We start from the raw sequence: 7,990 nt of genomic DNA, 5'->3' as shown, positions 1-7,990 counted from the left end.
GATGATTATATGCAAAACGGACAATTAAAAGCTGGATATAATGTACAAATCGCAACGGAAGGTCAATATACGCTTGCTTATAGTATATATACAAATCCAACAGATACACGTACGTTAATTCCATTCTTAGATGAGATTGAGCAGCATTATTTTGAATTACCAAAACACATTGTCGCAGATGCAGGTTACGGTAGTGAACAAAACTTTCATGATATCCTTTCAAACAGAAAACGAGAAGCTCTTATTACTTATAGTAAGTATTTGAAAGAACAAAAGAAAAAGTATAAACAAAACATATTTAATCCCGACAACTGGACGTATGATGAAGAAACAGATACATATACCTGTCCAAATAAAAAACGTCTTGAATTTCAATATTATTCTGTTCGTAATGACCGTACAGGCTTCCAACGGAAGCTTAAGATTTACGAGTGTGAAAACTGTTCGGGATGCCCATTCCGTTTATCCTGTACCAAAGCAAAAGAAGGCAACAATCGAAAACTACAGGTGAATGAAAAATGGGAACAGCAAAAAGAATACGTAAGAGCAAAGCTTTCAGAAGAGAAAACAAGTGCCATTTATCGAAGACGCAAAATCGATGTGGAACCAGTTTTTGGATTCTTGAAGGCTAATTTGCGTTTCACTCGATTTTCTGTACGAGGAAAATCGAAGGTAGAAAACGAAATGGGCCTCGCATTAATGGCTGTGAATTTAAGAAAATTCACGGCCATTAACTAAAGAAAAAAAGAATTTACATACAAAAATAGAGAAAGGTGAATTTGAGTTTCCTCAAATTCACCTTTCTCACTATTTGAAGCTAGTTATGTCCCAGCCTCTTTTTTTTATTGGCCTTGGTAAATGTGAATAAGGTCGTTATTTTGTCCCCTAGCAAAGACATCAGTTCGATTTGGTCCCCAAGAAACAGCAGCAGGAGCACTAGTTAACGTCCCACCGATGGACTCCCAACTATCCCAACGAGATCCGTTCCAGGAACGTTTATAAAGTCGATTACCAGTACCTCTGATAAAGACATCCAATCGATTAGATCTACGGGAAGAAACGGTAGGAGCGCTTGTTAAAGTACCGCCAAGGTTTTCCCAATCACTCCATCTTGTACCGTCCCACCATTTGTGGATCAATTGATTATTTTGTCCTCGAGCAAAAACATCGATGCGGTTTGGTCCCCAGGAAACAGCAGTAGGTTCAGAAGCTAAATTGCCGCCAAGATCTTCCCAATCTTCCCATCGAGTGCCGTTCCACGTTCTTTTATAAAGTCGGTTGTTAGCGCCTCTAACGAACACATCGAGTTGATTTGAACGGCGTGATGAAGCAGCAGGACCACTTGTTAAAGTACCGCCAAGACTTTCCCAATCACTCCATCGGCTGCCGTCCCACCATTTGTGGTAAAGGGCATTATCAGTACCACGAACAAACACATCAATTCGATTTGGTCCCCAAGAAACAGCAGCAGGAGGAGAAGTTAAAACACCGCCAAGGTTCTCCCAACTACTCCAACGAGTGCCATCCCACCAAATATGGTAAAGGGCATTATCAGTTCCTCTTCCAAAAACATCTAAACGATTCGGTTGCCAAGAAGCAACAGCAGGAGCTCCTTGAAGTGTCCCACCAAGGCTCTCCCAATTGGACCAACCTTGACCAGGGCCCGGGGATGGACCAGGTCCAGGTTGCGCACCTCTAAGTATATTAAGAGTAATTTCAATAACTCTTGTTAATACTTGGTCAATTGTGTTGACAGGTAAATTCATTGAGCGAATGAGTAAATTAAACCAAGGTGTTTCCCTTTGGAATAGCGAGTAGATTTGACTAGCAGATTGGTTAAGATTTGCTTGATTTCTTGTAAAGTTAACGACAAAGAAAAACATTGCTTCCACTAACTGACGGTCTACTCCAGCCTGTGTTAATTGTGTAAAAAGATTGTTATTTTGGGCGCGAATTGTTTGCATAATTTGTTGAACTGTTGGTCGTCCAGTAAGTTGAACATATTGGACTTGTGCTTGATCGTATGGAGATGGGTAAGGGTATGTGGGTACAGGACTCATTGGAACATGCTGAACATAATAATATGGATATCCATAATACATGACTTAAAAATCCTCCGTTTTTGATTAGTGTATGCACATGCACTAAATATGGGAATAAAATTATCGGGTTAGGCAATTGAACTGACAAAACGGGGAGTTTTAATTACCTTCTTTTTTATTTGAAAACCATGAACGTAAAGGGCGTTCTAAAGGGGTAATGTTAATAATGAAGTAACAAATAATTAAAATTAAAATAATTAATGAAAAAATGAGCGTATCTATTGCATGCTCATGATCGACAATGACAAGTCTTACCATCGCTGTAATACCTATATATAAGAAATAACGAAGAGGAAAGTGATAGTCCTCCTTAAAATATTTTACAATCATCGTAATAAATTCAAAATATAAAAAGAAAACGAGAATGTTAGCGAGGAAGAGCTTGTAATCACTACCTCCATCTAGCATCAGGATTTTATAAAAATCCACCAATTTCTTAATTAGAAGAAATGCCAAAAAGAAGGTTAGGATGATAAGACAAAGATTTAAAAACCACTGTAATACTTTAGGGATGATTTTAACCGATACATTCCATTCAAACTTTTTTATTTTCAAGCCCTCCTTTTTTACATTTTTAAGCGTTTAGAAGTTGGAAATTGCTATTTTGAAAAACCAACTGTTGTCAAATAGTCTATGAAGATAGGAGCTTCCAAATGATAGGTTTTATTTTAGTTCCACTAAATAGGGAAACGGACAACCGAGTTCATTTTATATAGAGCATATTTACATTTAAAATGGAATATCTTATATAAACATGAGATGGTGTAATACATAGGTGGAATGATTGGGCATGAGATAGAGATAACAAAATTATCGAAGTTTAGTCACTAATAACTTACAGTTGGTCTATGTGGAAGGATGGATAAGAAAATATTAATTATCCGTAATATAAATAAATACAAGTCTATAAACTGAAATTCTATTTTTATATTAATAAAGTATAAATTTATATCTATTATACAAATAAAATCATAAAAATCAAAATTTACTAAAAAATCACACTAGACTAAATAAAAAGAATGTTTTACAATCAGAAAGTCAAATATATCGAAGAAGACTAGTGAAACAGCTATATTATTCAGAATATTTTGATTAACTATTGATGTTAAGAATTCTGAATATTATAATTAGTAAAAAAATAGACTATGAAACAATTTAGGGGGAGAAATAAATGGCAGAAAAGAGAAAGTTAAAGAGATTTGCATCGGTATTTCTAGCTTCATCTTTAATCGTTGGGGCGCTAGCAGCTTGTAGCTCTAATGAGCAAGGGACTTCATCAACTGGAAATTCATCGGAAGAAAATAGTGATGTAATTAAAATCGGTGCCAACTTAGAACTTTCAGGTTCAGTCGCTTCTTATGGCTCATCAATTGGACAAGGTGCTGAACTAGCTGTAGAGGAAATCAATGAAGCTGGTGGTATTGATGGAAAGAAAATAGAGCTAGTAAAAGTAGATAACAAATCTGATAACGCTGAAGCGACGAACGCTGCAGTTAAATTGGCAACACAAGAAAAAGTGGTCGCAATGATCGCTCCCGCAACTTCTGGTAACGTAATTGCAACAACTCAAATTGCCAATAAATATAAAATTCCAACGGTTACTGCATCTGGTACTGCGCCAAACGTAACAGAAAATGAAGATGGTTCGATTAACGAATTCGTATTCCGTACATGCTTTATTGACCCATTCCAAGGAATCGTTGCAGCGAATTTCGCAACGCAAGAATTAGGTGCTAAAAATGTGGCAATTTATGCGGACAACGCATCTGACTATGCAAAAGGTCTAGCTGCATCATTTAAAGAGCAAATTGAAGCGAACGGTGGAACTGTTGTAGCAGAAGAAGCTTATGTAGCCGATGATACAGACTTTAATTCTACTTTAACTCGTATAAAATCTGCCAACCCAGATTTCATCTTTATCCCTGGATATTATGAAGAAGTAGGGTTAATCGTAAAACAAGCTCGTGAGTTAGGTATCGAAGCACCACTTATGGGTGCTGACGGATGGGATTCCCCAACTCTAGTAGAACTCGCTGGTAGCGAAGCTCTAAACAACACATTCATTACAAACCACTATTCATCCCAAGATCCAGATGAAACAATTCAAGGATTCGTAAAAGCATTTGAAGGGAAAAATAATGAATCGCCAAACGCATTCCATGCCCTTGGTTATGACACAGTTTACTTCATTAAAGATGCGATCGAACGTGCAGATTCAACAGATGGCGAAGCAATTCAAAAAGCTTTAGCTGAAACAAAAGATTTAAGTTTAATTACAGGTACATTCTCAGTTGACGAAAAACACAACCCAGTTAAATCCGCAACAGTTCTAGAATATGTAGACGGTGAACAAAAGTTCAACTCTAAAGTTAATCCGTAATATTGCGTTTATAACGATAAAACAAAGGGGGGCGAACTGGCCTCCCTTTTTATCACTAAAGAAATTTAATTAAATGGCCATTTTATAAATTCGCTTTTCGTTTTTACGAACGAATAAAAGCCTTACTTAAAATGGAAAAAGGAGTGAGATCTCATGGAATGGATTCAACAGTTAGTGAATGGTATATCAGTTGGTAGTATCTATGCACTAATCGCATTAGGATATACGATGGTATACGGTATCATAAAGCTCATTAACTTTGCTCATGGTGATGTGTTCATGTTAGGGGCTTTTATCGGCTTTTTCGCCATTACAAGATGGGACGTAGGGTTCCTTCCAGCACTTATCATTTCGATGGTACTTTGTGCAATTATTGGTGTCATTATTGAACGAGTAGCGTATAAACGATTACGAAGTGCAACACGAATTGCAGCCCTTATTACTGCAATCGGTGTGTCCTTCTTAATTGAATATACAATGATTTTCTTCCGAGGAGCATCACCGGAAGCGTATCCTGAAGTATTGCCGAATACATCAATTGACATTTTTGGAGTAAGTATTAGCTCTAAATCTATTTTAATTTTAGTTGTTACGATCATTTTAATGATTTTATTGCAATTTATTGTACATAAAACCAAAATCGGAAAAGCGATGCGAGCTGTATCTTTGGATGCTGATGCTGCACGATTAATGGGAATTAACGTTGATAATACGATATCAGCAACCTTTGCCATTGGATCGGCTCTAGCTGGTGCAGCAGGGGTTATTTTCGGGGCTTATTACACGAGAATCGAACCATTAATGGGGGTTTTACCAGGATTAAAGGCCTTTATCGCAGCGGTACTTGGTGGTATCGGAAATATTCCTGGTGCAATGGTTGGCGGTTTAGTTTTAGGTGTAGTTGAAACGGTTGTTAGTGCTTTCGGTTTTTCGTTATGGCGCGATGCAGCAGCTTTCATCATTTTAATTTTAATACTCATTTTAAAACCATCGGGTCTATTCGGAAAAAATACCCGAGAGAAAGTGTAGGTGACTGGTATATGAAAAAATCAAAAGCCTTTTGGGTTTATATTATTTTTGCGCTAGTAATCTATACAATTGTACAAGTTATGATTTCAGGTGGATCGTTAGATTTATATTATCAAAATATATTAATACAAATGTGTATAAATATTATGCTAGCTGTTAGTTTGCATATTGTAATAGGAATTACAGGGCAATTCTCCATCGGACATGCTGGTTTTATGGCAGTGGGAGCTTACTTCAGTGCCATTGCGACAATGAACTTAGGGTTACCATTCACCGTAGCATTAATTATTGGTGCGGTAGCAGCAGGATTAGCCGGGTTACTAGTAGGAATTCCAACGCTACGACTTAAAGGAGACTATTTGGCAATCGCAACCCTTGGTTTTGCTGAGATTATTCGAATTGTCTTCCTAAATATTGATTACGTAGGCGGAGCGGCAGGTATGGTCGTGACGAATATGACAACGTGGACATACGCCTTCGTTGGTGTAGTTCTTACAATATTAGTTATTTCGAATTTTACAAATTCAAGACATGGTCGAGGAGCTATTTCTATTCGAGAAGATGAAATTGCAGCTGATGCTATGGGAATAAACACAACCTACTATAAAGTTGTTGCTTTTACAATCGGTGCTATATTCGCTGGGCTTGCTGGTGCGATATATTCCCATAACTTCTTTATTATTCAACCGACAACATTTAATTTCTTAAAGTCCTTTGATATTTTAATTTACGTTGTATTAGGTGGTTTAGGAAGTCTTTCGGGGTCTGTTATCGCAGCAATCTTTTTAACGATTGTTTCGGCTTATTTATCGAACTTCCCTGAAACGCGTATGATTATTTATTCTTTAGTTTTAATTTTAGTGATGTTATATCGTCCTACGGGATTAATGGGTACAAAGGAAATTACCCACTTATTTAAATTTGGTAAAAAGGGAGGTTCTAAAGTATGACGAGTAACCTTCTTTTACAAGTAGATAATGTAGGAATTCAGTTCGGTGGCCTTAAAGCAGTACACAATGTAAATATGCATTTGAATACGGGAGAGTTAGTCGGTTTAATTGGCCCTAATGGAGCTGGGAAAACGACAACTTTTAATATGTTAACGGGAGTGTATCAGCCGACGGAAGGGGTCATTACCTTTGACGGGAAAAATTTGAAGGGGCTAAAACCTTATCAAGTAACAAAATTAGGTATTAGCCGTACATTCCAAAATATTCGTTTATTTAAAGATTTAACGGTTTTAGATAACGTGAAAGTGGCAAACCACAATTTAGCGAAGCATTCCATTCTCTCATCTATCTTTCGATTACCTAGTCATTTTAAAGGGGAAGAAAAGATGGATAAAGAATCGATTGAGTTTTTAAAAATATTTGGATTAGATGTTTATAAGGATGAATTAGCAAAGAATTTACCTTATGGGATGCAACGGAGACTGGAAATTGCCCGGGCCCTTGCAGCAAAACCTCAACTCCTGTTATTAGATGAACCAGCTGCGGGGATGAATCCTCAAGAAACTCACGATTTAATGGAGCTGATTGCTTTTATCCGAAAAGAATTTGATTTGACAATTTTGTTAATCGAACATGATATGCATTTAGTAATGGGAATTTGTGAGCGTATTTACGTATTAGATCACGGTCAATTAATCGCGGATGGAACACCGGAAGAAATTCGTAACAATCCAAAGGTAATTGAAGCCTATTTGGGAGAGGAGGTCATTGAATAATGCTTAAAGTAAACAACATTGATGTATTTTATGGAAATATTCATGCATTAAAAGATGTCTCCATTGAAGTAAAAGAGAGTGAAATTGTAACGTTAATTGGTGCAAATGGTGCTGGTAAATCAACATTATTAAAAACATTATCAGGTCTATTAAAACCAAAGAGTGGGACAATTTCTTATCTTTCTCAACAAATTAATGGGAAACAAGCACAATCCATCGTAAAAAGTGGCATTTCTCATGTTCCAGAAGGACGAAGAGTCTTTTCGAATATGACGGTAGAGGAAAATCTTGAATTAGGTGCTTATTTACGCAAAGATCGTGATAGCATTAAAAAGGATATAGCCAATGTTTATGAACTATTTCCTATATTAGGAGAACGCCGTAAACAACAATCAGGGACGTTGTCTGGTGGGGAACAGCAAATGTTAGCGATGGGTCGAGCTCTAATGGCAAAACCGAAATTGTTATTACTAGATGAGCCATCCATGGGGCTAGCACCTTTAATTGTGAAACAAATTTTTGAAATTATTCAAATGGTTAATCAGCAAGGAACAACAGTATTATTAGTAGAACAAAATGCGAATATGGCATTATCAATTGCTGATCGTGCATATGTGATTGAAACAGGTAAAATTGTTTTATCGGGGACAGCGAAAGAGCTTCAAGAAAGTGAACAAGTTAAAGCTGCTTATCTCGGAGCATTATAACCGACGGTATTTGATTAATGGAAAAGGCAGAAATGTTGAAAGTAAA

The 7,990-nt window shown here is 36.8% G+C and carries 7 protein-coding genes and 1 pseudogene; 6 read left to right on the top strand and 2 right to left on the bottom strand.

The window, feature by feature from the left end; translation table 11 throughout:
* Positions 1-729: pseudogene (locus ACH0B5_RS11650) on the top strand (transposase); the annotation flags it as partial.
* A 113-nt stretch (positions 730-842) separates the two neighbouring features.
* On the opposite strand, the gene ACH0B5_RS11645 reads toward ACH0B5_RS11650, so the two are convergent.
* Together ACH0B5_RS11645 and psiE are read right to left on the bottom strand one after the other, a co-directional pair.
* The gene (locus tag ACH0B5_RS11645) at positions 843-2,102 is read right to left on the bottom strand and encodes a PLL family lectin (protein WP_122973431.1); all 1,260 of its coding nucleotides are present in this window, start codon (positions 2,100-2,102) and stop codon (positions 843-845) included.
* A gap of 99 nt (positions 2,103-2,201) precedes the next feature.
* Positions 2,202-2,657: a phosphate-starvation-inducible protein PsiE gene (gene psiE, locus ACH0B5_RS11640; protein WP_241559383.1), complete on the bottom strand. Its 456-nt coding sequence runs from the start codon at positions 2,655-2,657 to the stop codon at positions 2,202-2,204.
* A gap of 616 nt (positions 2,658-3,273) precedes the next feature.
* Between psiE and ACH0B5_RS11635 the strand changes: the two genes are divergently transcribed.
* The 5 genes from ACH0B5_RS11635 to ACH0B5_RS11615 all read left to right on the top strand — a co-directional run bounded on the left by ACH0B5_RS11635 (position 3,274) and on the right by ACH0B5_RS11615 (position 7,944).
* Positions 3,274-4,482 carry an ABC transporter substrate-binding protein gene (locus ACH0B5_RS11635; protein WP_341362874.1) on the top strand — a complete coding sequence of 403 codons (1,209 nt, stop codon included), beginning with the start codon at positions 3,274-3,276 and terminating at the stop codon, positions 4,480-4,482.
* Between the two features lie 153 nt (positions 4,483-4,635).
* Positions 4,636-5,511 (top strand): branched-chain amino acid ABC transporter permease, encoded by an 876-nt coding sequence (locus ACH0B5_RS11630; protein ID WP_122973433.1) that lies wholly within the window; start codon positions 4,636-4,638, stop codon positions 5,509-5,511.
* Positions 5,512-5,522: 11 nt separating this feature from the next.
* On the top strand, positions 5,523-6,461 hold the full coding sequence (locus tag ACH0B5_RS11625; RefSeq protein ID WP_122973434.1) for a branched-chain amino acid ABC transporter permease: 939 nt from the start codon (positions 5,523-5,525) through the stop codon (positions 6,459-6,461).
* The gene (locus ACH0B5_RS11620) at positions 6,458-7,237 is read left to right on the top strand and encodes an ABC transporter ATP-binding protein (RefSeq protein ID WP_122973435.1); all 780 of its coding nucleotides are present in this window, start codon (positions 6,458-6,460) and stop codon (positions 7,235-7,237) included. Before ACH0B5_RS11625 ends, ACH0B5_RS11620 begins: the two co-directional genes overlap by 4 nt.
* Positions 7,237-7,944, top strand: a complete 708-nt coding sequence (locus ACH0B5_RS11615) for an ABC transporter ATP-binding protein (protein WP_122973436.1) — start codon at positions 7,237-7,239, stop codon at positions 7,942-7,944. Before ACH0B5_RS11620 ends, ACH0B5_RS11615 begins: the two co-directional genes overlap by 1 nt.
* Positions 7,945-7,990: the final 46 nt, after the last annotated feature.

Source organism: Ureibacillus sp. 179-F W5.1 NHS, assembly GCF_045369345.1.
Taxonomy (GTDB): Bacteria; Bacillota; Bacilli; order Bacillales_A; family Planococcaceae; genus Ureibacillus; species Ureibacillus halotolerans.
Note: the sequence above shows the minus strand (reverse complement) of the source record. Positions and strands in the feature narration are given on the sequence as shown.